The 25910-nt window shown below is 73.4% G+C and carries 26 protein-coding genes; 15 read left to right on the forward strand and 11 right to left on the reverse strand.

Annotation, left to right across the window (positions count from 1 at the left end):
- Positions 1 to 197: 197 nt before the first annotated feature.
- From ACFYYT_RS26385 to mshD, 4 genes are all read right to left on the reverse strand, one after another.
- Positions 198 to 1133, reverse strand: a complete 936-nt coding sequence (locus ACFYYT_RS26385) for a CHAD domain-containing protein (RefSeq protein ID WP_351826662.1) — start codon at positions 1131 to 1133, stop codon at positions 198 to 200.
- Positions 1114 to 3438: an RNA degradosome polyphosphate kinase gene (locus ACFYYT_RS26390; RefSeq protein WP_351826661.1), complete on the reverse strand. Its 2325-nt coding sequence runs from the start codon at positions 3436 to 3438 to the stop codon at positions 1114 to 1116. The genes ACFYYT_RS26385 and ACFYYT_RS26390 overlap by 20 nt, the downstream gene beginning before the upstream one ends.
- A 260-nt stretch (positions 3439 to 3698) precedes the next feature.
- Positions 3699 to 4205 carry a DUF4232 domain-containing protein gene (locus tag ACFYYT_RS26395; RefSeq protein ID WP_351826660.1) on the reverse strand — a complete coding sequence of 169 codons (507 nt, stop codon included), beginning with the start codon at positions 4203 to 4205 and terminating at the stop codon, positions 3699 to 3701.
- A gap of 155 nt (positions 4206 to 4360) precedes the next feature.
- Positions 4361 to 5290 carry a mycothiol synthase gene (gene mshD / locus ACFYYT_RS26400; protein WP_351826659.1) on the reverse strand — a complete coding sequence of 310 codons (930 nt, stop codon included), beginning with the start codon at positions 5288 to 5290 and terminating at the stop codon, positions 4361 to 4363.
- Between the two features lie 431 nt (positions 5291 to 5721).
- Between mshD and ACFYYT_RS26405 the strand changes: the two genes are divergently transcribed.
- Positions 5722 to 7536, forward strand: coding sequence for a bifunctional metallophosphatase/5'-nucleotidase (locus ACFYYT_RS26405; protein WP_351826658.1), 1815 nt, complete (start codon positions 5722 to 5724; stop codon positions 7534 to 7536).
- A 93-nt stretch (positions 7537 to 7629) separates the two neighbouring features.
- Here ACFYYT_RS26405 and ACFYYT_RS26410 read toward each other — a convergent pair whose 3' ends face one another.
- On the reverse strand, positions 7630 to 8409 hold the full coding sequence (locus ACFYYT_RS26410; RefSeq protein ID WP_351826657.1) for an alpha/beta hydrolase: 780 nt from the start codon (positions 8407 to 8409) through the stop codon (positions 7630 to 7632).
- A gap of 132 nt (positions 8410 to 8541) precedes the next feature.
- Between ACFYYT_RS26410 and ACFYYT_RS26415 the strand changes: the two genes are divergently transcribed.
- Together ACFYYT_RS26415 and ACFYYT_RS26420 are read left to right on the forward strand one after the other, a co-directional pair.
- Positions 8542 to 9129, forward strand: a complete 588-nt coding sequence (locus ACFYYT_RS26415) for a helix-turn-helix domain-containing protein (RefSeq protein WP_351826656.1) — start codon at positions 8542 to 8544, stop codon at positions 9127 to 9129.
- 70 nt (positions 9130 to 9199) lie between these two features.
- Positions 9200 to 10078, forward strand: coding sequence for a phosphatidylinositol-specific phospholipase C (locus ACFYYT_RS26420; RefSeq protein ID WP_351826655.1), 879 nt, complete (start codon positions 9200 to 9202; stop codon positions 10076 to 10078).
- Here ACFYYT_RS26420 and ACFYYT_RS26425 read toward each other — a convergent pair.
- The 5 genes from ACFYYT_RS26425 to ACFYYT_RS26445 form a co-directional block, all read right to left on the reverse strand.
- The gene (locus ACFYYT_RS26425) at positions 10058 to 11506 is read right to left on the reverse strand and encodes a HAMP domain-containing sensor histidine kinase (protein WP_351826654.1); all 1449 of its coding nucleotides are present in this window, start codon (positions 11504 to 11506) and stop codon (positions 10058 to 10060) included. The two genes, ACFYYT_RS26420 and ACFYYT_RS26425, sit on opposite strands and share 21 nt — an antisense overlap.
- Positions 11503 to 12237: a response regulator transcription factor gene (locus tag ACFYYT_RS26430; RefSeq protein WP_351826653.1), complete on the reverse strand. Its 735-nt coding sequence runs from the start codon at positions 12235 to 12237 to the stop codon at positions 11503 to 11505. The genes ACFYYT_RS26425 and ACFYYT_RS26430 overlap by 4 nt, the downstream gene beginning before the upstream one ends.
- 211 nt (positions 12238 to 12448) lie before the next feature.
- Complete coding sequence (locus ACFYYT_RS26435; protein ID WP_351826652.1) at positions 12449 to 13738, reverse strand: trypsin-like peptidase domain-containing protein; 1290 nt, start codon at positions 13736 to 13738, stop codon at positions 12449 to 12451.
- Positions 13739 to 13851: 113 nt separating this feature from the next.
- Complete coding sequence (locus ACFYYT_RS26440) at positions 13852 to 14874, reverse strand: LacI family DNA-binding transcriptional regulator (protein WP_351826651.1); 1023 nt, start codon at positions 14872 to 14874, stop codon at positions 13852 to 13854.
- Between the two features lie 24 nt (positions 14875 to 14898).
- A complete protein-coding gene (locus ACFYYT_RS26445; RefSeq protein ID WP_351826650.1) occupies positions 14899 to 15747 on the reverse strand; it encodes a response regulator transcription factor in 849 nt (282 codons plus the stop codon).
- Positions 15748 to 16229: 482 nt separating this feature from the next.
- On the opposite strand from ACFYYT_RS26445, the gene ACFYYT_RS26450 reads away from it, so the two are divergent.
- The 10 genes from ACFYYT_RS26450 (at position 16230) to ACFYYT_RS26495 (ending at position 23379) form a co-directional block, all read left to right on the forward strand.
- Positions 16230 to 16484 (forward strand): MoaD/ThiS family protein, encoded by a 255-nt coding sequence (locus tag ACFYYT_RS26450; RefSeq protein WP_351826649.1) that lies wholly within the window; start codon positions 16230 to 16232, stop codon positions 16482 to 16484.
- 496 nt (positions 16485 to 16980) lie between these two features.
- Complete coding sequence (locus ACFYYT_RS26455) at positions 16981 to 18186, forward strand: hypothetical protein (RefSeq protein WP_388609528.1); 1206 nt, start codon at positions 16981 to 16983, stop codon at positions 18184 to 18186.
- 65 nt (positions 18187 to 18251) lie between these two features.
- Positions 18252 to 18968 (forward strand): DUF2993 domain-containing protein, encoded by a 717-nt coding sequence (locus ACFYYT_RS26460; RefSeq protein WP_351831388.1) that lies wholly within the window; start codon positions 18252 to 18254, stop codon positions 18966 to 18968.
- Positions 18969 to 19129: 161 nt separating this feature from the next.
- Positions 19130 to 19213 (forward strand): putative leader peptide, encoded by an 84-nt coding sequence (locus ACFYYT_RS26465; protein WP_350206375.1) that lies wholly within the window; start codon positions 19130 to 19132, stop codon positions 19211 to 19213.
- Positions 19214 to 19414: 201 nt separating this feature from the next.
- On the forward strand, positions 19415 to 20260 hold the full coding sequence (locus tag ACFYYT_RS26470; protein WP_351831390.1) for a sulfurtransferase: 846 nt from the start codon (positions 19415 to 19417) through the stop codon (positions 20258 to 20260).
- Between the two features lie 47 nt (positions 20261 to 20307).
- Complete coding sequence (locus tag ACFYYT_RS26475; RefSeq protein ID WP_351831391.1) at positions 20308 to 20598, forward strand: DUF1416 domain-containing protein; 291 nt, start codon at positions 20308 to 20310, stop codon at positions 20596 to 20598.
- Positions 20599 to 20730: 132 nt separating this feature from the next.
- Positions 20731 to 20994, forward strand: coding sequence for a DUF3099 domain-containing protein (locus ACFYYT_RS26480; protein ID WP_266840633.1), 264 nt, complete (start codon positions 20731 to 20733; stop codon positions 20992 to 20994).
- A 316-nt stretch (positions 20995 to 21310) separates the two neighbouring features.
- Positions 21311 to 21883: an FABP family protein gene (locus tag ACFYYT_RS26485; protein WP_281203667.1), complete on the forward strand. Its 573-nt coding sequence runs from the start codon at positions 21311 to 21313 to the stop codon at positions 21881 to 21883.
- A 68-nt stretch (positions 21884 to 21951) separates the two neighbouring features.
- Complete coding sequence (locus ACFYYT_RS26490) at positions 21952 to 22377, forward strand: Fur family transcriptional regulator (protein WP_351831394.1); 426 nt, start codon at positions 21952 to 21954, stop codon at positions 22375 to 22377.
- A gap of 33 nt (positions 22378 to 22410) precedes the next feature.
- Positions 22411 to 23379, forward strand: coding sequence for a folate-binding protein (locus tag ACFYYT_RS26495; RefSeq protein ID WP_351831396.1), 969 nt, complete (start codon positions 22411 to 22413; stop codon positions 23377 to 23379).
- Between the two features lie 9 nt (positions 23380 to 23388).
- On the opposite strand, the gene dtd is transcribed toward ACFYYT_RS26495, so the two are convergent.
- The gene (dtd, locus tag ACFYYT_RS26500) at positions 23389 to 23814 is read right to left on the reverse strand and encodes a D-aminoacyl-tRNA deacylase (RefSeq protein WP_351831399.1); all 426 of its coding nucleotides are present in this window, start codon (positions 23812 to 23814) and stop codon (positions 23389 to 23391) included.
- 132 nt (positions 23815 to 23946) lie between these two features.
- Between dtd and ACFYYT_RS26505 the strand changes: the two genes are divergently transcribed.
- Both ACFYYT_RS26505 and ACFYYT_RS26510 read left to right on the forward strand, forming a co-directional pair.
- Positions 23947 to 24579, forward strand: a complete 633-nt coding sequence (locus tag ACFYYT_RS26505; protein WP_388609465.1) for an AmfC protein — start codon at positions 23947 to 23949, stop codon at positions 24577 to 24579.
- Positions 24580 to 24641: 62 nt separating this feature from the next.
- Entirely contained in the window at positions 24642 to 25886 is a 1245-nt protein-coding gene (locus ACFYYT_RS26510; RefSeq protein WP_351825612.1) for a GNAT family N-acetyltransferase, read from the forward strand.
- Positions 25887 to 25910 lie beyond the last annotated feature (24 nt).

Here is a 25910-nt window from a genome sequence, read left to right on the forward strand (position 1 = left end):
GGCGGGTAGGGGACCTCTCCGCGAAGCGGCGCACCCACCCGCAGGCTCGGGACGGCCCCGGACGGAGTCCGGCGCAGCTGTCCGAATCCCGGGAGGCGCGCCCGCGCCCCCGGCTGGGGGCAACGGCCCCGTCCGAGGGCCCACGGGCGGAATTCCGCGCAGGGTGCCGAGGCCGGCGAGGGCCGGCGAGGGCGGGGTCAGAGGGGGGTTGGGACCGGGTGCCAGAGGTGGTGGAAGGAGAGGCGGGCGGCCAGGGCGGCGTGGCGTTGGTCGGCGTGCAGGACGCCGAGGGCGTAGGCGGTGGCCGGGGCGATGCGGGGGGTGCGGGCCGCCGTCGCCGAGGCGGTGGCGGCCTCGGAGGCGTCCCGGTGCCGGTCGAGCGCCTCGCCGGCCGCCGCGAGCCGGGCCACGTCCTCGCCCAGCGCCTCCCGCGCGTACCGGTGCACCCGCAGGAGCCGGCGCACCTCGTGCCAGGCGCTGTCCTCGTGCGCCGAGTACGGGGTGCTCTCGCGGGCGTCGGGCAGCGTGTGCAGGGCCTCGTCCAGGCGGGCCCCGGCGGCCGCCGCCAGCGGGACCAGGACCTCCTCGGTCTTCCCCCGCGCCGCGACGGGGTCCAGCGGGACCTCCGAGGCCAGCACCGCGACGGCGTCCGCCACCGCGTGGAAGCGGGACGAGCCGAGGGCCTGGAGGGTCGCGGAGTGCGCCCTGGTCCGCGCCAGCGTGAGCTGCCGCTCCAGCAGCGCCCCCGCCCGCGCGGAGCCCACCGTGAGCGCCCCGGCCGTCCCCCGCGGCGCCGGGACCTCGGGGGCGGCCGACAGCCGCTGGAGGGCCTCCATGAGGCGGGACAGCCGGGCGGCGTACGCGTGCTCGTCGGCCAGCGTCGAGGACAGCCAGACGAGCTCGGTGCGCAGGGAGTCCGCCCACGCGGACTCCGTCACCACCCGGAAGGTGCCGAGGGAGCCGGCGATGCGCCGCGCGGCCCCCCGCAGGCGGCGCGCCGCTTCGCTGCTCACCGCCGCGTCGGACCCGCTCTCCTCGTGCACGCGCAGCCCCCGCAGGAACGCGGTGGCCTGGGAACGCAGGTAGACGCCGAGCACGTCACCTGCGGTCGGGTCATGGTTTGGCTGAGCCACGCCGGCGCCTCCGGGCGTCTATGAGCATCTCCTGTACGTGCCGCAGCGGCTGGCCCTCGGCGTCGGTGCTGTGCCGGGTCCATTCGCCGTCCGGTCCCAGGTGCCAGGACGAGGTGTCGTCGGACATGCCGGTCTCCAGCAGCCGGTCCAGGGCCGCGCGGTGGGCGGGGTCGGCGACCCTGACCAGTGCCTCGATGCGGCGGTCGAGGTTGCGGTGCATCATGTCGGCGCTGCCGATCCACACCTCGGGTTCGCCGCCGTTGCCGAAGGCGAAGACCCGGGAGTGCTCCAGGAAGCGGCCGAGGATCGAGCGGACCCTGATGTTCTCCGACAGCCCCGGCACCCCGGGCCGTACGGCGCAGATGCCGCGGACCCAGATGTCGACCGGTACGCCCGCCCGGGCGGCCCGGTAGAGGGAGTCGATGAGGGCCTCGTCGACGATCGAGTTCATCTTGAGCCGGACGTAGGCCGGGCGGCCCAGCCGGTGGTGGTCGGCTTCCTTGTCGATGCGCGAGATCAGCCCGTCGCGCAGGGATTTCGGTGCGGTCAGCAGGCGGCGGTAGGTCTCGCGCCGGGAGTAGCCGGACAGCCGGTTGAAGAGGTCGGAGAGGTCCGCGCCGACCTGTGGGTCGGCGGTGAGCAGGCCGAGGTCCTCGTACAGGCGGGCGGTCTTGGGGTGGTAGTTGCCGGTGCCCACGTGCGAGTAGCGGCGCAGCGTGTCGCCCTCCTGGCGGACGACGAGCGAGAGCTTGCAGTGGGTCTTGAGGCCGACCAGGCCGTAGACGACGTGGCAGCCGGACTCCTCCAGCTTGCGCGCCCACTTGATGTTGGCCTGTTCGTCGAAACGGGCCTTGATCTCGACGAGGACGAGGACCTGCTTGCCGGATTCCGCGGCGTCTATCAGGGCGTCGACGATCGGGGAGTCGCCCGAGGTGCGGTAGAGCGTCTGCTTGATCGCGAGGACGTCCGGGTCGGCGGCGGCCTGCTCCAGGAAGGCCTGTACGGAGGTGGAGAAGGAGTCGTACGGGTGGTGGAGCAGGACGTCGCGTTCGCGCAGCGCGGCGAAGATGTCGGGCGCGGAGGCGGACTCGACCTCGGCGAGGTCGCGGTGGGTGCCGGCGACGAACTTGGGGTACTTCAGCTCGGGCCGGTCCAGGGAGGCGATCCCGAAGAGGGCCGTCAGGTCGAGCGGGCCGGGCAGCGGGTAGACCTCGGCGGCGGAGACCTTCAGCTCCTGCACCAGGAGGTCCAGGACGCCGGGGTCGATGGACTCCTCGACCTCCAGGCGCACGGGCGGGCCGAAGCGGCGCCGCATGAGCTCCTTCTCCAGGGCCTGGAGGAGGTTCTCGGCGTCGTCCTCCTCGACCTCCAGGTCCTCGTTGCGGGTCACGCGGAACATGTGGTGCGCGAGCACCTCCATGCCGGGGAAGAGCTCCTCCAGGTGCGCGGCGATGACGTCCTCCAGCGGGACGTAACGCTGCGGGGAGGCCTCCAGGAAGCGGGAGAGCAGCGGCGGCACCTTGACGCGGGCGAAGTGCCGGTGGCCGCTGACGGGGTTGCGCACGACGACGGCCAGGTTCAGCGACAGCCCCGAGATGTACGGGAAGGGGTGCGCGGGGTCCACGGCCAGCGGGGTGAGCACCGGGAAGATCTGGTTGCGGAACAGGGTGAAGAGGCGGGCCTGCTCCTTCTCGGTGAGGTCGGGCCACCGGATGAGGTGGATGCCCTCCTCGGCGAGCTGCGGGGCGATGTCGTGCTGGTAGCAGGCGGCGTGCCGGGCCATGAGCTCGCGCGAGCGGGTCCAGATCAGGTCCAGCACCTCGCGGGGCTGGAGGCCTGAGGCCGAACGGGTGGCGACGCCGGTCGCGATGCGGCGCTTGAGGCCGGCGACGCGGACCATGAAGAACTCGTCGAGGTTGCTCGCGAAGATCGCGAGGAAGTTGGCGCGCTCCAGCAGCGGGGTGTTCGGGTCCTCGGCGAGCTCCAGCACGCGCTCGTTGAAGGCCAGCCAGCTGCGTTCCCGGTCGAGGAAGCGGTCCGCGGGCAGCTCGCCGGACTCGTCCTTGTCCTCGTAGGCGTCCAGATCGGCGTCCAGGTCGGGATCGAGGTCGACGTGGGGCCGGTGGGCGGCTATGGAACCGATGCGGGCCCTGGTCCGGGCCGTCTGGGCCTGGGCCTCCGCTTTGACCTGGTCCGGAGTCTGGCCCGTGGGGCGGGTCAGGGCGGAGGCGGGGGCTGCGGGGGACGGGTGCTGGGCGGGTACCTCGGTGGGGCCCGCGGGGCTCGCGCTCGGCTGGTGGCTCATGACTCCATTCTTCCGCGCACGGGGCAAGACAGGCGCGTCGGAAGTGTCGGCCGTCAGTCGGAGTCGGGGCTGCATGTCCGGAGACTGGCAAGCGCGTCTGAATGCCCGGTTAATGGCGTATGGCTTCCAGGGTCAGGCTGGCGCACGGTTCCCCCGGCCGGGCGACGGCGGCTCCCGGGGCGCGCTCCGGCGTGCCCCGGCCCCGTCCGGGGGTGCAGAAGAGGGGTGGGGAGGGGCGGGGAGGGGCGGGGAGGGGGCGGTCAGGCGCCGGGGCGGACCGGGCCGACGAGGGTGCCGGGGGCGACCTCCATCAGGCCCTCGGCGAAGGACGTGCCGGGGATCGCTCCGCCCGGGGCACGGAGCGTGAAGGAAGCCGCGTCCGCGGCGGCCTGGCGGGCGTCGTTCGGGACCTGGACGTCGAAGTGCACCGGGTGGCCGGGCCCGAAGGTGACCGCGGTGTCCTGGTCGCCGTAGTGGCCGGCGGTGACGGGGGCCGGCGCGCCGTGGCGGGAGAACCGCACGTCGGTCGGTGAGCCGGCCAGCCGGCAGGAGTCGTACCCGCGCGGCGCGGTCAGGGTGACGCGGTAGTGGTGGTGCCCCGCACTGGCGGGCGCCGCCGTGATCTCGGCCCTGTGGTTGGCCGGACGGCAGGCGGAGGGGGCGGCGGGGCCGCTCCCCGTCACCGGGGCGGCCGCTGCGACCGCGGGGGCCGCGGCGGCCAGCAGGACGGCGGCGAGGGCGACGGCGGTGGTGCGGGGGGCGCGCATGGGGGCTCCTTGCCTTGCTCGACGGCCCCGGGGGCGAGCCCTGCCGGAACCACGGTCGCTACGACCTGTTCCCCCTCAGGGCCGCCGGGAATGTCCCGGGACCGTCACGGTGGTACCGGATCGTCCCGGTACCACCGGCGTCCGCCCCCGCGCGCTCAGCTCTCCGTGCGGTACATGAGGTCCACCTCGTGGGTGGTGAAGCCGAGGCCCTCGTAGACCGCGAGGGCCGCCGGGTTGTCGGCGTCCACGTAGAGCATCGCCGTCGGCAGGCCCGAGGCGGCCAGGTGGTGCAGGCCGATGGCGGTGAGCGCCTTGCCGAGGCCGCCGCCCTGGGCGCCCGGGCGGACGCCGACCACGTAGACCTCGCCGAGCCGTTCCTCCGCGTGGACCTTCGTCCAGTGGAAGCCGACCAGCTCGCCGTCCCGCTCCGCGAGGAAGAACCCCTTCGCGTCGAACCACGGCTGGGCGATCCGGTCGTCCAGGTCCCGCTGCGTCAGCGCGCCCTGCTCGGGGTGGTGGGCGAAGGCGGCGGCGTTCGCCGCGAGCCAGGCGGCGTCGTCCTGGCCGGGGACGAAGGGGCGCACCGTCACGCCGGGCGGCAGGGCCGGCTCCGGGAGCGGGGCGGCGGCCTCGTCCAGGGGGCGGCGCAGCTGGCGCAGTTCGCGGAAGAGGGTCAGGCCGAGGACCTGGGCGAGGTGCCGCGCGGCGGACTTGCCGCCGTGCGCCCACACCCGGATCCGCTTGCCGGAGGCGTTCAGCAGGGCGGAGCCGAGCGCCCGGCCGTGGCCGCGCCCGCGCAGCGCGGGGTGCACGACGAGCTCGGCGGCGGGGGCCTCCACCGGGTCGGTGTCCTCCAGTTGCCCGTATCCGGTGAGCCGGCCGTCGGCGGTGAGGAGGAAGTGGCGGATCCCCTCGCGCGGGCCGCCGCGCAGCTGGAGGCGGCCCTGTTCGGAGACGGCGGTGGTGCCGTCGGTGCGGGCCGCTTCGTGGATGAGGGCCAGTACGGATACGGCCTGTTCCTCCGTCAGCTCGTCGAGGATCTCAATCTGCCGTCCCGGCTCCAGGGCCGCTGCTGCGTCAGTCATGCCCCGAGCCTACGACCGCGGCCGGGGGGCGCGGCGTCCCGCGGGCCGGGTGCGCGGAGGTTCTCGGCGGGTTCCCGGTCCGGCCCCGGCCGGTCCGCGAGCCTTCCGCGAGGCGAGCGAGACGCGTCCGCGACGCGTCCGCGACCCGTCCGCGACGCGTTGGCGGGCGGTGGTGGGCCCGTCGCGGGCAGGCCGTCGGCGGACTCCCCGCGAACTTCCCGCGGATCCCAACCGGCAGAGCCTCCGCCGATCCCCCGCCGGCCCGGCGCGCGCTCCTCGGCGCGGGCCCGGCCGCGACCCGTCCGCGGAACTGCCCCGTGGACCGCGCGCGTAACCAGCTCGCAACCCGATACCCCCTGTCGTGCTACGCGCGTTGACCATAGGCTGCGGCGGACCTCCCAAGTTGTCTCGCTGTCCACAAAGGGGAACAAATGTCAGCGAAGCCACAACGGCACCGCACGGCCCGCCGGTTGACCCTCTCCGCCCTCGCCCTCACCGCCGGGGCCGGAGCGCTGGTCGCCGCCGCTCTGCCGGCCGGTGCCGCGAGTGGCGGCGGAGCGGCCCCGAGCCGCACCGTCGACGTACAGATGCTGTCGTTCAACGATTTCCACGGCACGCTGGAGGCCCCGCAGGGCTCCTCCGGCACGGTGATCGAACGTCAGGCTGACGGCACCACCAAGTCGATACCCGCGGGCGGGGTCGAATACCTCGCGACCGCGCTGCGCGACGCCCGCAAGGGCCACGAGTACTCCGTCACGGCCGCGGCCGGCGACATGATCGGCGGCAGCCCGATGCTGTCCGGTCTCTTCCACGACGAGCCGACCGTCGAGGCGCTCAACAAGCTGAAGCTCGACGTCTCCAGCGTCGGCAACCACGAGTTCGACGAGGGCAAGACCGAGCTGCGCCGCATGGCGTACGGCGGCTGCCACCCGGTCGACGGCTGCTCCGAGTACGGCAAGGAGTACACGGGCGCCGAGTTCCAGTACCTGGCCGCGAACGTCACGGACGAGAAGACCAAGCGTCCGCTGCTGTCCCCCACCTTCATCTGGAAGAAGGGGGACGTGAAGATCGGCTTCATCGGCGTCACCCTGGAGGGCACGCCGGACGTCGTGACCGCCGACGGGGTCAAGGGCCTGAAGTTCGGCGACGAGGTCGAGACGATCAACAAGTACGCCGAAGAGCTGAACAAGCAGGGCGTGAAGTCGATCGTCGCGCTGATCCACGAGGGCGGTCTGCCCGCGAACGGCGCGTACAACTACGACTGCGACGCGGCGGGCGCCGGCGCCGGGATCTCGGGTGCGATCGTCGACATCGCCAAGAACGTCGACCCGAAGGTCGACGCGCTGGTGACGGGCCACACGCACCAGGCGTACTCCTGCAACATCCCCGACCCGGCGGGCAATCCGCGTACGGTCACCTCGGCCGCCTCGTACGGCCGGCTGTTCACGGACACCACGCTGACCTACGACCGGCAGACCAAGGACATCGTCCGTACGCCGGTCAGCTCGCCGAAGCCGGTCAACAAGCTCGTCTCCCGCGCCCTGCCCAAGGCCCCGGACATGACGGAGCTGATCACCCGCTGGAACGCCCTCGCCGCTCCGGTCGCGAGCCGTCCCATGGGCTTCATCTCCGCCGACATCGCGGGCCGCGGCTCCGAGGCGCCGGAGAAGCCGCTCGGCGACCTGATCGCCGACGCGCAGCTGGACGCGACGGCTCCGGCCGACCGGGGCGGCGCGCAGCTGGCGATCATGAACCCGGGCGGCATCCGCGCCGACCTGGCGTACAAGGCCGCGGGCGCCGAGGGCGACGGCGTCGTGACGTACGGCGAGTCCTACACGGTCCAGCCGTTCAACAACCTGATGAACGTCGTGGATCTGACCGGGGCGCAGCTGATCACCGCGCTCCAGCAGCAGGTCAGCGGTACGGTCAACGGCCCGAACCCGAAGATCCTCCAGGTCTCGAAGGGCTTCACCTACACCCTGGACCTGACCAGGTCGGGCGCGGACCGGATCGTCGTGGACTCGGTGCGGCTGAACGGCGCGGCCATCGACCCCGCCAAGACCTACCGGGTCGCGATGAACGAGTTCCTCGCGGGCGGCGGTGACGGCTTCACCGTCCTGAAGGACCACAAGAACAAGCTGGTCGGCGTCCCCGACCTGGAGGCCTTCAACGCCCTCCTGGCGAAGTCCACGGCGGACAGCCCGATCGCCCCGCCGGCGGCGGACCGGATCACGGTCGTCAAGTAACACCGGAAGCACCCGCGACACCCGCGACACCCGCGTACCGCGCGCCCGGAGGGGCGGTGGGCCATCGGCCCGCCGCCCCTCCGGCGTTCCCGCCTACAGCGAGGCGAGGAACTTCCCCACCGCCCCGTGGACCCCGTCCGGGTCGGTGAAGGGCAGGAAGTGGTCCCCGTCCAGGGGCGCGTACGTGGTCCCCGGCCGGCGGGTGGTCATCGCGTCGGCCTGCGCCTGCGGGAGCGAGGTGCTGCGCGTGCCGTGGACCAGCAGCGCCGGGCAGCTGCTCCCGAGCCAGGCGGCCCAGTGGTCGCCGCGGCAGGCCTCGACGGAGTCGAGCATGTCCTGGGGGTGGAAGGGCAGCCGCCAGCCCCCGTCGGGCAGCGGGCGCAGCGCCTGCTCCACGAACGCGGAGCCCACCGGCCCCGCCGCGGCGAGGAGTTCCTCCCGGGTGGGCGCGCTGTAGCGCATGCCCCGGAGGAACTCCGTCCAGGCGCCGTCCGCGGGGTTGACGTCCACGGCGGCGTCGATGTTCACGAGCGCCGAGATCCGGCCGGGGTGGGCGGCGGCCAGGTGGACGGCGTTGAGTCCGCCGAGGGAGTAGCCGAGGAGGGCGACCGGGGCGTCGAGCCCGAGGTGGTCGAGCAGCGCGACGGCGTCCTCGACGTATCCGGCGCGGTGGTAGTCGCCGGCCCGGCCGGAGTCGCCGTGGCCGCGCTGGTCGGGGGCGATGACCCGCCACGCGTCGCCCAGCGCGCCGGCGAGGCCGGTGAAGGCGAGGCCTTCGGACATGCCGCCGTGCAGCGCCAGCAGCGGGCGGCCCGGGCCGCCGGAGTCCAGGTACGACAGCGTGCGGTCGTCGATCGTCAGCGTGTGGCGCATGGTTCCGCTCTCCCCGTGTGTGTCCTTGCGTGTCCTGCGGTGATGCCCTGAGCCTGCCAGGATTTGGGCGCACGCGCAATACGTACGTCTTGCGCGTGCGCCCAAAAGGGCGGACGCGGATACGATCCCGGCATGGGAAATCGCGAGGACCTGCTCGCCGGAGCGCGCCGCTGCCTGCAGGAGAAGGGGTACGCGCGCACCACCGTGCGCGACATCGCCTCGGCGGCGCAGGTGAGCATGGCGGCGATCGGCTACCACTTCGGATCGCGCGAGGTGCTGCTCAACCAGGCGCTGTTCGAGGCCATGGACGAATGGGCCGCCGGCTCCGGCCGGCTCGCCGGGCAGGGCGAGACCCGCGAGGACCGCTACGCCGACACCTGGGACCGCAAGAGCCGCGACTTCCTCGACATGCGCTGGCTCTGGATCGCGAACATCGAGGCCTTCGTGCACGCCCAGACCTCGCCCGAGCTGCTCGCCGCGCTGGCGGAGGGTCAGCGCCGCTCCCGGCGGATGGTCGCCGCGCAGCTGGCCGGCGTGTCCGAGGACGAGGTCGCGCAGGAGGACGTACGCGCCCTGGGGTCCGTGCACCTCGCGCTGCTCAGCGGGGTGATGGTGCAGGCCCTGACCGATCCCGGTCAGGCCCCGAGCGGACGGGAACTCGTCCGGGGGCTGCGCAGGATGGTGGAGCTGCTGGAGGAACCCGCTGCTACCGACGGGTAGTCACGGCCGCCCCCGCACGCCATAATCCGGTCCCGACAGCGCATCGGCGAAGGGGCGGATTGGCATGGGCATGACATTAGATCGGCGGGCCTTCCTGGCCGGGGCGACGGCGGCCGGCGCGGCCGCGCTCATGGGCCTCGCGACGGCGCCGCCCGCCTCCGCGAGAGCCCTCGGCACCCAGGACTGGATGGCGGGCCTCGCCGACTCCACCCCGCTCCAGCGGATGACGATCCCCGGCACCCACGACTCGGGCGCCACCAAGGGCGGGCTCTACGTCGCCTGCCAGAACACCTCGATCGCGGCGCAGCTCGACTCCGGGATCCGGTTCCTCGACATCCGCTGCCGGGTCACGGGCGGCTCCTTCGCCATCCACCACGCGGCCTTCTTCCAGGACCTGATGTTCGGGGACGTCCTCGTCGCCTGCTGGAACTTCCTCGCCGCGCACCCCTCCGAGACCGTGCTGATGCGCGTCAAGCAGGAGTACTCCGAGGACAGCGACGCCACCTTCCGCGCCGTCTTCGACGACTACCTCGACAACCGGGGCTGGCGCCCGCTGTTCCGCATCGCCGACGCCCTGCCCGCCTCCCTGGGGCAGGCCCGCGGCAAGGTGGTCCTCCTCGCCGACAACGGCGGCCTGCCCGGCCTGCGCTACGCCGACGGCAACGTCTTCGACGTCCAGGACGACTACAACACCGAGCCCTTCGCCAAGCGCGGCCGGATCGAGAACCAGTTCCGCAAGGCCCTCCAGCAGCCCGGGAAGCTGTTCGTGAACTACGTCAGCACCGCGGCCTACATGCCCCCGCGCTGGAACTCCGACCGGCTCAACCCGCAGGTCCACGCCTTCGTCGACGGCCCGGAGCCGGCCGGCCGCACCGGGCTCGGCATCGTCCCCATGGACTTCCCGAACACCCGCTCCGGCCTGGTCGCCTCACTGATCCGGCACAACTGACGCGGCCGCGGGCGCGGGCGCGGGCGGCGGCGTCGGGGCACCCGGGAAGCGCAGCACCGCCTCCGTGCCCGGCCCGCCGTCGGCCGCGGCCCGCAGCGCGGCCGTGCCGCCCGCGCGCTGCACCGTACGGGCCACGATCGACAGCCCCAGCCCGCTGCCGGGCAGGGCGCGGGCCGACGGGGAGCGCCAGAACCGCTCGAAGACGTTCGGGAGGTCATCGGCCGGGATGCCCGGACCGTGGTCCCGTACGGTCAGCTCGCCGGCCCGCAGCGAGACCTCGACGGCGCCGCCGGGCGGGCTGAACTTCACGGCGTTGTCCAGCACGTTGACCACGGCCCGCTCCAGGGCCGCCGCCTCGCCCCGTACGTACCAGGGCTCCAGCGCGGCGGTGAACACCAGCTCCGGACCGCGCAGCCGGGCCCGGGACAGGGCGGAGCCGGCGATCTCGTGCAGGGCGACCACGCCGAGCGGGCCGTGCGGGACCGCGTCGGGACGGGACAGCTCCTGGAGGTCCCCGATCAGCGCGGCCAGCTCCGTCATCTGCGCCTTGACGGAGGCGAGCAGTTCGCGGCGGTCGTCGGGCGGGATGGCCCGGCCCGTGTCCTCGCTGCGGGCGAGCAGTTCGATGTTGGTGCGCAGCGAGGTCAGCGGGGTCCGCAGCTCGTGGCCGGCGTCCGCGATCAGCTGGGCCTGGCGTTCCTGGGAGGAGGCCAGCGCGGCCGTCATGGAGTTGAAGGAGCGCGACAGCCGGGCGATCTCGTCGTCGCCCTCGTCGGGGATCCGTACGGTCAGGTCCTCGGTGCGGGCGATGTGCTCGACGGCCCCGGTCAGCTCGTCGACCGGCCGCAGCCCGGTCCGGGCCACCCACAGCCCGGCCGCGCCGGCGCCGACGATGCCGATGGCGCCGACCAGGACCAGCACCCAGGCCAGGGTGGACAGCGGCTTCTCGACGTCGACCAGGGGCTTGGCGATGGAGACCCCGAAGGCGGGGCCGCCCGGATTGGCCTGGAGGGTGTAGACCCGCATGTCGACGCCGTCGGAGGTGGTCACGTCGTGGAGGACGGGGGTGGCCTGCTCCCGCGAGGCGACGTCGCGGTCGGCGGCCGTCACGGGCAGGTCGCTCTGCCCGCTCACCCAGCAGCGGGTGCCGTCGGACAGCACGATCTGCACGGTCGCGCTCAGGTTCCCGGCGATCTGCTGCGTGGGCTTGGGCGGCTGCACGACGCAGCCCTCCCGCAGGGTCCGCGCCACCTGCGCGCTGACGTTCGTCGACATCAGGGACTGGTCGAGCTGGTCGCGCAGCTGGGTGCGGACCATCACCCAGGACACGGCGGCGACGGCCGCCACCGCCACCGCCACGGCCACCGCCACCAGCAGCGCCAGCCGGGACCGCAGCGGCAGCGCGCGGAATCTGGCGGACGGGCTCACTCGGGCCCGCCCTCGCCGGCGCGCAGGACGTAGCCGACCCCGCGCACGGTGTGGACCAGGCGGGGTTCGCCGCCCGCCTCGGTCTTGCGGCGCAGGTACATCACGTACACGTCCAGGGAGTTGGAGCTGGGCTCGAAGTCGAAGCCCCAGACCGTCTTGAGGATCTGCTCGCGGGTCAGGACCTGGCGCGGGTGCGCGAGGAACATCTCCAGCAGGGTGAACTCGGTCCGGGTCAGCTCCACCGGGCGCCCGGCCCGGGTGACCTCGCGGGTGGTGAGGTCCATGCGCAGGTCGCCGAAGGTCAGCACGTCCCCGGCCGGGTCCGCCCCGGCGGCGGGGGCGGCGTAGGAGCTGCGGCGCAGCAGAGCGCGGACGCGGGCGAAGAGCTCGTCCAGCTCGAAGGGCTTGACGAGGTAGTCGTCGGCGCCCGCGTCGAGGCCGGTGACGCGGTCGCCGACGGTGTCGCGGGCGGTCAGCATCAGGACCGGGGTGGTGGAGCCCGCGGCACGCAGCCGGCGGGCCGCGGTCAGCCCGTCCATGCGGGGCATCTGGATGTCCAGGACGATCAGGTCGGGGGCGTACGAGGCCGCCTGGTCGAGGGCGTCGAGGCCGTCGACGGCGGTCCGGGTGCCGTACCCCTCGAAGGCGAGGCTGCGGCGCAGGGCCTCGCGGACGGCCGGTTCGTCGTCGACGACGAGGATGCGCTGCTGGTCGCCTTCGGCGGGATTCATGGCTGGGTCTCCCCATGGTGTGCGTGGCCGGTGGACGTGCGGGACCGCTCCCGCGGAGGTCTGCCACCAGCGTCGCACGCGGGCGGTGCGGACCGGCGCGGGGCGGACCGGCGCGGTGCGGACCGGCGCGGTGCGGACCGGCGCGGCCCGGGCCCGGGCTCCGGCCGCGACCGGAACCCGGGCCGGGGGCCGGGTGGCGTACGCCTCGGGATCAGTACGAGGTGCCGAAGCCGTTGACGCCGGAGGACCCGTCGGCGGCGCCGCTGCCGGAGCCGCCCGCGTCGCCGGTACCGCCCTTGCGCAGGGAGTCCAGGTCGGCCTTGATCGTGTTGACCGGGATGGCGAAGCCGAGGCCGACGCTCCCGGCGGTGGAGCCGTCGCTGGAGGGGGAGTAGATCGCGGAGGGCATTCCGACGATCTCGCCGTTCAGGTTGACGAGGGCGCCGCCGGAGTTGCCCGGGTTGAGGGAGGCGTCCGTCTGGATGGCCTTGTACGAGGTGGTGTCCGAGCCGGTGTTCCCGTTGAACTGCTGGCCGTCGAAGGAGAACGGCCAGCCGTCGCCGCCGCTCCGGCCGCGCTGCGGGGACTGCTGGCGCTGCTCGGACTTCGGTACGTTCACCTCGCGGTCCAGGGCCGAGACGATGCCGCTGGTGACGGTGCCGGTGAGGCGGTCGGGGGAGCCGATGGCGACGACCTGGTCGCCGACCCGGACCTGCCCGGAGTCGCCGAGCTTGGCGGGCTTCAGGCCGCTCGCGCCCTGGACCTTGATCAGGGCGAGGTCCTTGGCCGGGTCGGTGCCCACCGTCTTGGCGGAGTACTTCTTCCCGTCGCTCATCGTCACCTGGATCTCGGAGGCGCCGTTCACCACGTGGTTGTTGGTGACGATCTCGCCGTCCGCGGTGATGACGATGCCGGAGCCGGTGCCCTGGCCGGAGCCGGTGCGGGTGTCGATGCGCACGACGGAGGGGCTGACCTGCTCGGCGACGCCGGAGACGGTGCCGTTGCTGGACTGCGAGACGTTGGTGCCGTTCACCCCGCCGCCGCCGGCGGTGTGCCGGCCCAGGAACTGCTGGACGGCCGCGGCCGTTCCGCCGCCGACCACGGCCGCCGCGAGGGCGACGGCGGCGAGCAGCGCGACGGGCCGCCGGGCGCGGGGCGCGGGGGCGGGCGCCGCGGCGGGCGCGGCCCCGGCGGCCGAACCCCAGGTGCTCCAGCCACCGCCGTTCCCGTCACCCCCGTTGCCGTGGGCGCCCGGTACGGTCTCGCCCTGGACGACCGGCGGCTGGTGCGCCTCGTGCCAGCCGGGGGCCGGTGCCGGGGCGGGTGCCGGTGCCGGCGCCGGCGCCGCCGGCGGGTAGGCGGGCGGCGGGGGGTACGCGGACGCCCCGGTGTCGTCGGCCAGCCGGTCGCGACCGCGCTGCCAGTCCGCGCCGAAGGGCGGGTTCTGGGCCGGCCGGATCTCCTGCGGGTACTCGCCTTCGCGGCGGAAGCTCTCGGTCATGTCTACGACTGTGTCCGCGGATCATGAAAGCTTTCTGAGTCCGAGCTGAGAAGCCCGACAGAACCGTGTATGCCCGATATAAGGCGCGGGGCGGTAAGGGACCGGCGTCCGGGTCAGCGGCAGCCGCAGGAGCGGCGGATGACCAGGGCCGAGGGGAACTGCTTGAGGCGCTCGCGGCGGGAGCCCGCCACGCGCAGGGCGTCGTCCAGGACGAGGTCCACGGCCGCCCGGGCCATCGCCGGGCGGTCCGAGGCGATCGTGGTCAGCGGCGGGTCCGTCAGGGCCGCTTCCTTGACGTCGTCGAAGCCGGCCACCGCCAGTTCCCCGGGGACGTCGATGCGCAGCTCGCGCGCGGCCCGCAGCACGCCGATGGCCTGGTCGTCGGTGGCGCAGAAGATCGCGGTCGGCCGGTCGGGCCGGGCCAGGACCTCCAGGGCGACGGTGTAGGCGTCGTAGCGGTTGTACGGGGCCTCGATGAGCCGGCCCTCGACCGAACGGCCCGCCTCCAGCATGGCCCGCCGCCAGCCCTCGACGTGGTCGGCGACCGGGTCGCCGACCGACGGGGTGTTCTCGACGCCGCCGATGCAGGCGACGTACGCGTGGCCGTGCTCCAGCAGGTGCCGGGTGGCGAGCTGCGCGCCGCCGATGTCGTCCGTGACCACGGCGACGTCGTCGATGGCCTCGGGCCGCTCGTGCAGCAGCACGATCCGGGCGTCCCACGCCTCGATCTCGGAGGCGGCGCGCTCGCTCATGCCCTGGCTGACCAGGATCAGCCCGGACACCCGCATGCCGAGGAAGGCCCGCAGGTAGTGCACCTCGCGCTCGTCCCGGTAGTCGGAGTTCCCGACCAGGACCATCTTTCCGCGCTCGGCGGCGGCCTGCTCGACCGCGTGCGCCATCTCCGCGAAGAACGGCTGGCGCGCGTCCGGGACGATCATGCCTATGAGGTCGGTGCGCCGGGACGCCATGGCCTGCGCGACCCGGTCCGGGCGGTAGCCCAGGTCCTTGATCGCGGCGAGGACACGCTCGCGCGTGGCCGGGGCAACCGGCCGGGGTCCGTTGTTGATGACGTAGCTCACGACGGCGGTAGACGTACCCGCAAGTCGTGCCACGTCATCCCGCGTCACCTTGGCCACGCGCGGCAGTCTACGCGGGGTGACCTACCTCTGGGCAGGGCGTCCGGCCGAGTGGATGGTCACAGCGGATTCCTCCGTCCGGGGGAGCCCCGCCCCCTGGCCCTCGCCCTGGTCCGGGGTGCCGGCGGCGGTCGCCACCGCCAGCTTCGCGGCGGCCCGTTCGGCGGCGCGCTCGGCGGCCTCCGCCGCCGCCCGCTCCACCTTCTCCGGCGTGACGAAGCGGTACCCGACGTTGCGCACCGTGCCGATCAGCGACTCGTGCTCGGGGCCGAGCTTGGCGCGCAGCCGCCGTACGTGGACGTCGACCGTGCGGGTGCCGCCGAAGTAGTCGTAGCCCCACACCTCCTGGAGGAGCTGGGCCCGGGTGAAGACCCGGCCCGGGTGCTGGGCGAGGTACTTGAGCAGCTCGAACTCCTTGAAGGTCAGGTCCAGGACCCGGCCCTTGAGCTTCGCGCTGTAGGTGGCCTCGTCGACCGACAGGTCACCGTTGCGGATCTCCATCGGGGAGTCGTCCGAGCCCAGCTGCTGGCGGCCGGTGGCCAGCCGCAGCCGCGCCTCGACCTCGGCCGGTCCGGCGGTGTCCAGGAGGACGTCGTCGATGCCCCAGTCGGCGGTGACGGCCGCCAGGCCGCCCTCGGTGACGACCAGGAGGAGCGGGCAGCCGGGTCCGGTGGACCGCAGCAGCTGGCAGAGCGACCGCACCTGGGGCAGATCGCGGCGCCCGTCGACGAGGATCACGTCCGCGCCGGGGGTGTCCACCAGGGCCGGCCCCTCGGCGGGGGCGACCCGTACGTTGTGCAGCAGCAGGCCGAGGGCGGGCAGCACCTCGCTGGACGGCTGCAGGGCGTTGGTCAGCAGCAGGAGAGAACTCATGCCCGATCACCTGCCCGGGTCGGGTGGTCGTGCACGTGCGGGTGCACGGTTCGCTGGTCCATCACGTCGGTTCCTCCTCGGTCCCGTCGAGGACGTGCGTGGTACTGCTTCGTACGACTGGCCCGGTCTCCGGCCCGTCCCCCGCGCCCTGGGGTCCGGACGGAGACCGCTGGTACCGCTGTTCTCGGTCCGTTCAACGTGCTGAAAGCACAAAAGGACCCGGGGGCTACGTTGCCCGGATCCTCTACGCCGCCAGAATAGCCCACCGGCCCTTTCGGGGCCGAGGGTCGCTGCGTACCGCATTCTGTGGTTCTTCCCACGCCTTCCCCCTGCGTATGCCCCGGTTTCGCCTGATCGGTGGACCCCCGGCGGAGTCTCCGGGCGCACACGGGGCGCGCTGACGCACGCCCGGGCGGTGACCCGGAGGGGTCATCATGGAGGCCGGCGGTAGAGAGCCGACGGAGCCGACGATAGGAGCTGCAGTGGCAACGGGAACCATCCGCTACTGGGCGGCGGCGAAAGCCGCAGCCGAGACGGCGGAGGAGCCGTACTCGGCGCGCACCCTGGCCGAGGCGCTCGACGCCGCGCGGGAACGCCACCCGGGGGAACTGACCCGGGTCCTCCTGCGATGCTCCTTCCTCGTGAACGAAGAGCCCGTGGGCAAGCGCCCGCACGATGCCGTCCTGCTGACCGAGGGGGGCACCGTCGAGGTGCTCCCGCCGTTCGCGGGCGGGTGAGCGGCGACCGATGAGCACTCCCGAGGAACAGCGGCCGAGGCGACACCGCCGGGAACCGCAGGCGCAGGAGCAGCAGGAGCAGGACCCGTACGGGACCCAGACCTGGCAGTCCGACACCTGGGACACCAGCTACCAGCCGGTGCAGCCCCAGGCCCCCCAGGCCCCCCGGCCACCGCAGGCCGCCCAGCCGCCCCACGCCCCGGTGCAGCCGGCCGCGCCCGAGGGCTGGTTCCGCGACGAGGCGCCGGGGCAGGCGCCGTGGCCGTCCGGCCCGGGCGCCGCCGAGTCCGCCGGGCAGCAGCAGCCGGTGGCCCCCGACAGCTGGTACCGCGATCCGGCTCCGGCCCCCGCACCCGTACAGCAGCCCGTACCCGTACAGCAGGACTGGTCCCAGGCGGCGCCCTGGCAGCAGGGTCCGGCGGCGCCCGACGCGGCGGCCGAGCGGACGGCGTACCTGCCGCCCGTGCAGGACTTCGCCGCCGAGCGGACCGCCTACCTGCCGCCGGTCCGCGATTCCGCCGCGCCCGCGCAGCAGGACTGGTCCCAGGGGCCGTCCTGGCAGCAGGGTCCGGCGGCGCCCGAGGGGGCGGCCGAGCGGACGGCGTACCTGCCGCCCGTGCAGGACTTCGCCGCCGAGCGGACCGCCTACCTGCCGCCGGTCCCAGGCCGGCAGGCCGCGCCGGACGGGTGGTTCCGCGAGGAGGCCCCCGCACCCGCACCCGCCCCCGCCCCCGCCCCGGCCGCCGGGCAGGGCTGGGACGCCGAGCAGACCGCGTACCTGCCGCCCCAGGCCGCCGCCCCCGAGCCGGCCGCCGAGCGGACGGCGTACCTGCCGCCGGTGCCGGCCGCGCCGCGGGCCGAGGCGCCGCGGGCCGACGCGCCGCCGCAGGCGTCCGGGCCCGGCGCCGACTACTCCCCGCCCACCCTCGGCGGGAACACGCTGCGCGCGGTCGATCCCGCCCAGGCCCGTGCCGAGGGCCGCTCGCCGATCATCGACCCGGGTCCGCAGCCGGCCATACTGACCGCCGCCCTCGGACTGCTGATGGCCGCGGCCGCCGCGTTCGGCCAGTACGCGCTGCTCCTGCCGCTGATCGCCCTCCAGGGCCTCACCGCGGCCGGCTGGTTCCGCCTCAACGGCATGTGGCCGGCCCGCCAGGGCATCGCCCTCGCCTTCCTCGGGGCCCTCGCCGCCGACGCCGCCGTGCTCGCGGTGGGCCGGCCGAACGGCCCCGGCGCGATCATCGGCACCCTCGGCGCCTGGGTGCTGCTCACACTGGTGCTCCAGCTGCGCAGCCACGCGGACCCCGACGAGCGGATGTACGGGCTGATGGCCTCGGTGACCTCCGCCGCCCTGGCCATCGTGTGCGCCGGCCACCTGGCCGCCGACGGCAAGGCGGTGAGCGTCGGCGCGGCCGCCGTGGCCGTCGCCGTGTTCGCCCGGGCCCTGCCGCTGCCGACCGCGCCCTCCGTCGGCGTCTCGCTGGCCGCCGCGGCCGGTGCGGGCGTCGCGGTGGGCGGACTGACCGGCATGGGGGCGGCCGGGGCGCTGCTCGGCCTGGCCGCCGGGGTGTGCGCGCTGATCGGGCTGCGGGTGGCCGCGTACGACTACCCGTCGAAGTTCGTCCACATGACGGCCGGTGTCGCGCTGCCGCTGGCGGCGGCCGCGCCCGCCGTCTACCTGATCGGCCGGGTGGTGGGCTGACGGGGTCCTCACGGCGGCCCGTGGTCCACTAGAACGCACGTACCGATGAGTAGGGGGAGGGTCCGTTGCGTTTCCTGCGTTTCTTGGTGATCGTCGCAGTGGTGCTGGGAGCTTTGTTCGTGGGCGTGGACCGCTGGGCGGTCGGCTACGCCGAGAACCGGCTGGCCGAGGAGATCCGTTCCCGCCAGGGGCTGGCGGGCAGTGCGGAGGTGGACATACACGGCTTCCCGTTCCTGACCCAGGCGCTCAGCCACGACCTGGAGCAGGTGGACCTGAAGCTGAAGGGCATCGAGGCGAACGCGGACGGCCGCAAGACGCGGCTGACGCAGATCGACGCCGCCTTCCACGAGGTGAAGCTGAACGACGGCTACACCGGCGGCACCGCCAAGCGCGCCGAGGGCACCGCGCTGATGTCCTACGCGGACCTCACCGCGGCCTCCCAGAACGGGGTGACCCTCACCTACGGCGGTGCGCCCGGCAAGGTGAAGGTGACCGCGTCCCTGGAGTTCCTCGGCCGGACCCTGACCCGCGACGTGGTGGCGACCGTCACCCTGGTGGACGCGAAGGACTCCAAGGGCGGCAAGGTCGTCCGGGTCCGGGCCGATTCCGTGCCCGGCGAGGGCCTGCCGGGCATCGAGAGCGCGATCCGCAAGCGGACCGACTTCGACCGCCGGATCGACGAGGGCCTGCCGTCCGGGCTCCGGCTGACCGCGCTGACCTCGGACGAGGCCGGCGTACACCTCACGCTGAACGGTACGGACGTGGTGCTGGCCGGATCGTGAGACGCCACGGTCCGATCCGCAGATGGACGGGCCGCACGAACAGCCCCGGAGGCCGCGAGGCGGCCCTCCGGGGCTTTCGTATCCCACCATCCGGACGATCCTGTCTCGTTATATGACACGCCGGTGACAGGGCGGCCGATTCGTCCCTACGATCCATGGCTATGAAGCATCAGCAGGCGGACCTCACGAAGCGGCGGGCAGTAGACCTGTGTCGCGTCGCCGCCATGCTCTGTCGCTCCATGTAGCGGTGTGAGCCTTCCCGCTCCACCCGCCGGACGACGCACTTCAGTCGCGGCGTGACCGCCCGCTTCCCGCCCCCCGCCCCCTGGCGCCTCCCCGCGCAGGACCGGGCGCGCCACCCGGAACGGCACGTACGCACCCGTACCGCACAGCCCCGCAGCAGCACCAGCACAGCCCCGCCGCACACTGCCCCGGAGGAGAACACCATGAGCCGCAGCGACGTACTCGTAGACGCGGACTGGGTCGAGGCCCACCTGAACGACGCCAACGTCGTGGTCGTCGAGGTGGACGAGGACACGTCCGCGTACGACAAGAACCACATCACCAACGCCGTGCGGATCGACTGGAAGACCGACCTCCAGGACCCGGTCCGCCGCGACTTCGTGGACCAGGAGGGCTTCGAGAAGCTCCTCTCCGCCAAGGGCATCTCCAACGACGACACCGTCGTCCTCTACGGCGGCAACAACAACTGGTTCGCCTCCTACGCCTACTGGTACTTCAAGCTGTACGGCCACCAGGACGTCAAGCTCCTCGACGGCGGCCGCAAGAAGTGGGAGCTCGACTCCCGCGACCTGGTCGACGGCAAGGACGTCCCGAACCGCCCGGCCACCCAGTACAAGGCCAAGGCCCAGGACACCTCCATCCGCGCCTTCCGCGACGACGTCGTGGCCGCCATCGGCTCCCTGAACCTCGTCGACGTCCGTTCGCCCGACGAGTTCTCCGGCAAGCTGCTCGCCCCCGCGCACCTCCCGCAGGAGCAGTCGCAGCGCCCCGGCCACGTGCCGAGCGCCCGCAACATCCCGTGGTCGAAGAACGCCAACGACGACGGCACCTTCAAGTCCGACGAAGAGCTCACCGCCCTCTACGAGGCCGAGCAGGTCGACCTGGCGAAGGACACCATCGCCTACTGCCGCATCGGTGAGCGCTCCGCGCTCACGTGGTTCGTGCTGCACGAGCTCCTGGGGCAGGAGAACGTCAAGAACTACGACGGCTCGTGGACCGAGTACGGCTCGCTCGTCGGCGTGCCGATCGAGCTCGGCGCCAACAAGTAATTCAAGCGATTACGGCCGCAGTACCTCTCTAGGACAGGACAGAGAACATGTGTGGAGCACAGATCGGCGGGCCCGACCTCGCGACGCTCAAGCCCGGTGAGACCGCGATCCAGGGCCAGGTGACCAAGGACGGCGAGCCCGTGAGCGGATACGTCCGCCTGCTGGACTCGACCGGCGAGTTCACCGCGGAGGTCCCGACCTCCGCCACCGGCCAGTTCCGCTTCTACGCGGCCGAGGGCTCCTGGACGCTGCGCGCCCTCGTGCCGGGCGCCCAGGCCGACCGCGCCGTCGTGGTCGCCGAGGCCGGCGGCGTGACGGACGTCGCCATCGCGGTCTGAGCCCGCGGACCGCACACCGCTGAACCGGCCGAAGGGCCGCACCCCCGGGGGTTGGACGCCACTGGACCGGGGTGCGGCCCTTCGTGCCGTCCGCGCCCTTGCCGACGGGGGTGACGGCCCTACGCTGGAGGTATGTACGCCCGGCGCCGACGCGCCTACTTCCTGCTCATGGGCGGATGCCTGTTCCTCTTCGTCTCCGCCTGGTCCTTCGTGCGCCTGTTCTCGGTCGAGGCGGCGGTGGCCCTGTGTGTGGTCGCGATGGTCATCCCGCCGATCGCCGCGATGGTCGCGAACCGCAGGGGTCCCGACGACCGCTGGTGGGACGACCCCTCCGGCGATCCGAAATCGGACGAGTGGTGGGACGAACTCGACGGAAAGCGCCGCCGCGAGGACTGAACCCCGGCCGGCCCGGCCCCGCCGACCGCCGGGAGGGCCGCCGGGAGGGCCCGGGCCGCCGCCGGTACGGCCTACCTCGTAGGGTGCGCCGGTTCCCGGGCCAGTAGGCTTGGGGACCGGCCCGTACACCGCCCCGAATCCTCCGAGGAGCACCCCGTGCTTGAGGCAGTCTTCACCTCCCTGCTGGTCCTGGTCTGCGTCGGCGTCATGGCCTTCACCGGCCTGGCCGTCAAGAAGCTGTACCAGGGTCAGCGCTGAGCAGCCGACCGGCCGACCGCCCCGGAACCCCTCACACAGATCGCCTGAGCATCCCATCATGATCCAGATCCCGTCCGACCTGAACCCGGGCCTCGTCCCCCTCGCCTTCCTCCTCGGAAACTGGGAGGGCGCCGGCGTCTTCGACTTCCCGGGCGAGGAGAAGTGCAACTTCGGCCAGGAGGTCGTCTTCAGCCACGACGGCCGGGACTTCCTGGAGTACACCTCCCACACCTGGGTCCTCGACGCCGAGGGCAACAAGGTGCGCCCGCTGGAGTCCGAGTCGGGCTACTGGCGCATCGACGCGGACCGCAAGGTCGAGATCGTCATGGTCCGCGACCAGGGCGTCGTCGAGGTCTGGTACGGCGATCTCGCCCACCAGAAGCCCCAGATCGACGTGGTCACGGACGCGGTGGCCCGCACGGCCGCCTCCGGCCCCTACAGCGGCGGAAAGCGCCTCTACGGGTACGTGAAGAGCGACCTGATGTGGGTCGGCGAGAAGGCCACCCCCGACGTCGAGCTGCGCCCGTACATGTCGGCCCAGCTCAAGAAGGTCGTCACCCCGGAGGAGATCGCCGACATGGCGCGCAACCTCCCCGAGCTCCCCGAGGACGGCATCGCCTTCTTCCGCTGAGCCCACCGGGAAAAGGAAGGGGACCACGGGCTCGCCCGCGGTCCCCTTCCCGCGCTTACACTGGCCGGGTGGTGACCACCGACTGGAAGAGCGACCTGCGGCAGCGCGGCTACCGGCTGACACCGCAGCGCCAGCTTGTGCTGGAAGCCGTCGACGCCCTGGAGCACGCCACCCCCGACGAGATCCTCGTCGAGGTGCGCAAGACCGCCTCCGGGGTCAACATCTCCACCGTGTACCGGACGCTGGAGCTCCTGGAGGAGCTGAAGCTGGTCTCGCACGCCCACCTCGGGCACGGCGCGCCCACCTACCACCTCGCCGACCGGCACCACCACATCCACCTCGTCTGCCGCGAGTGCACCGGCGTGATCGAGGCCGACCTGGACGTCGCCGCCGAGTTCACCGAGAAGCTGCGCTCCACCTTCGGCTTCGAGACCGACATGAAGCACTTCGCGATCTTCGGGCTGTGCGCGGAGTGCGCCGCCAAGCGCCCTTAGAGCCGCCGCCGCCGGGGTCGTACGCTTGGTGCCATGACCAGCAGCCCCTTGCTCCATCTTCCCGGTGCCGTCCCCGCCGAAGGCCGTGACGAGGGCGTCGCCGCCCATTACGGAGAGCTCTACGGCGAACAGCGCGCCCTCGCCGGCGGCCGGGGCTTCGTCGACCTCTCCCACCGCGGGGTCGTCACCGTCACCGGAGCGGACCGGCTGAGCTGGCTGCACCTGCTGATCACCCAGCACGTCAGCGAGCTCCCGGCCGGACAGGCCACCGAGGCGCTGATCCTCTCCGCCAACGGGCACATCGAGCACGCGCTCTACCTCGTCGACGACGGCGAGACCGTCTGGGCGCACGTCGAGCCCGGCACCCAGGAGGCGCTGATCGCCTACCTGGAGGCGATGAAGTTCTTCTACCGCGTCGAAGTCGCCGACCGCACCGCCGAGTTCGCCGTCGTCCACCTCCCGGCCGGCTCGATCGCCGAGCTGCCCGGCGCGTACGCCGTGCGCGAGACCGCGTACGGCCGCGACGTGTTCCTGCCCCGCAAGGGCCTGGAGGCCTTCGCCGCCGAGCACGGCCCCGCCGCCGGGCTCCTCGCCTACGAGGCCCTGCGCGTCGAGGGCCACCGGCCCCGGCTCGGCCAGGAGACCGATCACCGCACCATCCCGCACGAGCTCGGCTGGATCGGCACCGCCGTGCACCTCCAGAAGGGCTGCTACCGCGGCCAGGAGACGGTGGCCCGCGTCCACAACCTGGGGAAGCCCCCGCGCCGCCTGGTCTTCCTGCACCTGGACGGCTCCGAGGTGCTGCTCCCGCCGCACGGCGCGCCCGTCCGGCTCGCCGCGGACGGCGAGGAGGGCCGCCAGCTCGGCTTCGTCACCACCGCCGTGCGCCACCACGAGCTCGGGCCCATCGCCCTGGCCCTGGTCAAGCGGAACGTGCCCGTCGACGCCCCGCTGCTGGCCGGGAACACGGCCGCCGCGCAGGAGGTCGTGGTGGCGCCGTAGCCCGCCGGGCTACATGTCGATGACGACGGTGAACGGGCCCTGGTTCGTCAGCGAGACCCGCATCTGCGCGCCGAACCGGCCCGTCTCCACCGTCGCGCCCAGCGAGCGCAGCTGCGCCACCACCTCGTCGACCAGCGGCTCGGCCACCGGGCCGGGCGCGGCCGCGTTCCAGGTGGGGCGGCGGCCCTTGCGGGCGTCCCCGTACAGCGTGAACTGGGAGATCACCAGCAGCGGCGCCCCGATGTCGCTACAGGACTTCTCCGCCTCCAGGATCCGCAGCGACCACAGCTTGCGCGCCAGCAGCGCCGCCTTCTCCGGGGTGTCGTCGTGGGTCACCCCCACCAGCACGCACAACCCCTCGCCGACGATCTCGCCCACGGTCTCGCCGGCCACCACGACGCTCGCGCCGTCCACCCTCTGCACCACTGCTCGCATACCACCTGTGTACCAGGCGTGCACCCGTCCGGGGCCGATCGGGTGGAGTGGGACTGCGTCCACACCACGGAGAGTGGCACCATGCACGCAGGCGGTGCCCCCAGCACCGGTCGAGGGGACGGACACGAACGCATGAACACTCCTGGTACCTCCGCACCTGCACCCGCACCTGCACCCGCATCCGCACCTGCGCCGGCCGGATCCGCGTCGGCCGCGCCGGCCGCGTCCGCCGCGGCGCCGGCCGCACCGCGGCCGCCCGCGCAGCGCACCGGCGACCCCGTGGGCCCGGTCACCCCCGCCACCGCGCTCGGCCTGCCCGAGCTGCGCGCGCTGCGCCGCGACGCGCAGCGCGACGAGGCCGACCTCAGCTACGTACGCCGGCTCCTCCAGGGCCGCATCGACATCCTGCGCGCCGAACTCGCCCGCCGGACGGACCCCGAGGCGCCGGTGGTGGACCGGCTCTCGGAGATCCTCGCCGACGCCCCGTCCAGCCGCAGCGCCTCCGCCCGCCACGTCACGCTCGGCACCCCGCACAGCGAGGAGTTCCGGCTGCTGGCCGCCGAGATGCTCTCGGACGTGGAACTGTCGGACCTGGGCGCGCGCACGGACGCCGAACTGCACGACGCGATGGGCCGGCTGGTCGGTTACGAGCAGCAGGTCTCGCGGCGCAGACAACAGCTCCAGCGCACGGCGGACGACTCCAGCGCCGAGATCACCCGCCGCTACCGCGAGGGCGAGGCGCAGGTGGACGACCTCCTGGCGTAGCGGGGCGGCCCCGGCGGAAATTGGGGCGACCCGTCGCGGTACGGCCATTAGCGTGACCGGTTATGAGTGCAGACGTCCGGCCGATCGCCGCCACCGAGCTCCCCCTCTGGATGAACACCCTCAGCACCGGATTCCTCGCCCCGCACGTCCCGACCGCATCCGATGTGGCGCTGCGCGCCGGACACGGCGACCCGGCCCGGATCCTGGGCGGGTTCGACCCCGTCACCGGGGGCTGCGTGGCGACCTTCCGCTCCTTCGCCCAGGAGCTGACCGTGCCCGGCGGGGCCACCGTTGCGTGCAGCGCGGTCTCCAACGTCGCGGTGCTGCCCACCCACCGCCGCCAGGGCCTGCTGACCCGGATGATGACGAGCGAACTCGCCGCCGCCCACGCCCGCGGGGACGTGCTGTCGACGCTGATAGCCGCCGAGTACCCGATCTACGGGCGCTACGGCTTCGGACCCGCCACCTCCCTCGTCGAATGGGAGGTCGACGTCGCGCGCACCGGCCTCGACCGGCAGCGGCCGCTGCCCGCCGACGGCGGGCGCATCGACCTGGTCGACGGCGCCGAGGTGCGGCGCGTCGGACCCGCCCTGCACGAGCGGCTGCGCGCGTCCCGGCACGGTGTGATCAGCCGCGACGCCCGCTGGTGGGAGCTGCTGACCGGTGCGGTGCAGTACTCCCACCGCCCGTACCGGCCGAAGATGTTCGCCGTGTACCGGACGGAAGACGAGGAGGTGGCCGGGCTCGCCGCCTACCGCTCCGACGACCACTGGAGCGACGCCAAGCTCCCGCAGCAGACCCTGTACGTCACCGACCTGATCGCGCCCACCCCGCAGGCCGAGCGGGCGCTGTGGCACTTCCTGTGCTCCATCGACTGGGTGCTGAAGATCCGCACCGGCTACCGGGCCCCCGACGACCTCCTCCCGGAGCTGCTGCCCGATCCGCGCGCGGCCGGAACGGTGACGGCCGCCGACTTCCTGTGGGTGCGGGTGCTGGACGTCGTACGGGCGCTCGGCGCGCGGACGTACGCCGTGCCCGGGGTGCTCGTCCTGGAGGTGGCGGACGAGCGCGGACCGGCGGGCGGCCGCTACCGGCTGGACGCGGGCAGCGGCACGTGTTCCCGTACGCGGGAGCCGGCCGACCTGCGGCTCGACGTGTCGGCGCTGGGCTCGCTGTACCTGGGCGAGGCCTCCGCGCTGCGGCTGGCCGCGCTCGGGCGGCTGACGGGGGAGCGGCCCGGGGCCGTCGAACTGGCCGACGCGGTGTTCCGCACCGCGCGCAGGCCGTGGTGCCCGGACATCTTCTGAGCGGCCGTCGGCACACTTTCGTGA

This window comes from Streptomyces sp. NPDC002032 (genome assembly GCF_042890765.1).
GTDB lineage: Bacteria > Actinomycetota > Actinomycetes > Streptomycetales > Streptomycetaceae > Streptomyces.